Source organism: Corynebacterium glyciniphilum AJ 3170 (genome assembly GCF_007673095.1).
Lineage (GTDB): Bacteria > Actinomycetota > Actinomycetes > Mycobacteriales > Mycobacteriaceae > Corynebacterium.
This window is the reverse complement of record NZ_VDYZ01000279.1, coordinates 1-257: the sequence shown is the minus strand read 5'-3', so window position 1 is coordinate 257 and position 257 is coordinate 1. Positions and strand designations below refer to the sequence as shown.

Sequence of the window (257 nt, the reverse complement as noted above, 5' to 3'; positions counted from 1 at the left end):
CATCACCACCCCTCACACCACAATCACCATAGATAGGATGAAAACCATACCTCTGCTTCCCCTCATCAACCCCCCATCCAACACACTCCCTACTCCACTATCCACCACAATCACCCCCACCTTCTTCCACTCCATACCCCTACCCACCAACCCCTCCGTCCCGATCACCATCTCCACCCTCCCCTCCCCCACCACATCACCCCCCCCAACCCCGGTTACCTCCCCCCCTACCACCCCAACAACCCCATGATGGCACT

At 58.8% G+C, this 257-nt stretch carries 1 protein-coding gene; it reads right to left on the bottom strand.

Features of this window, described 5'->3' with window-relative positions; all coding sequences use genetic code 11:
* Positions 1 to 12 precede the first annotated feature (12 nt).
* The coding region (locus FS507_RS18245) for a hypothetical protein (protein ID WP_440130368.1) at positions 13 to 257 on the bottom strand (245 nt) is incomplete at its 5' end.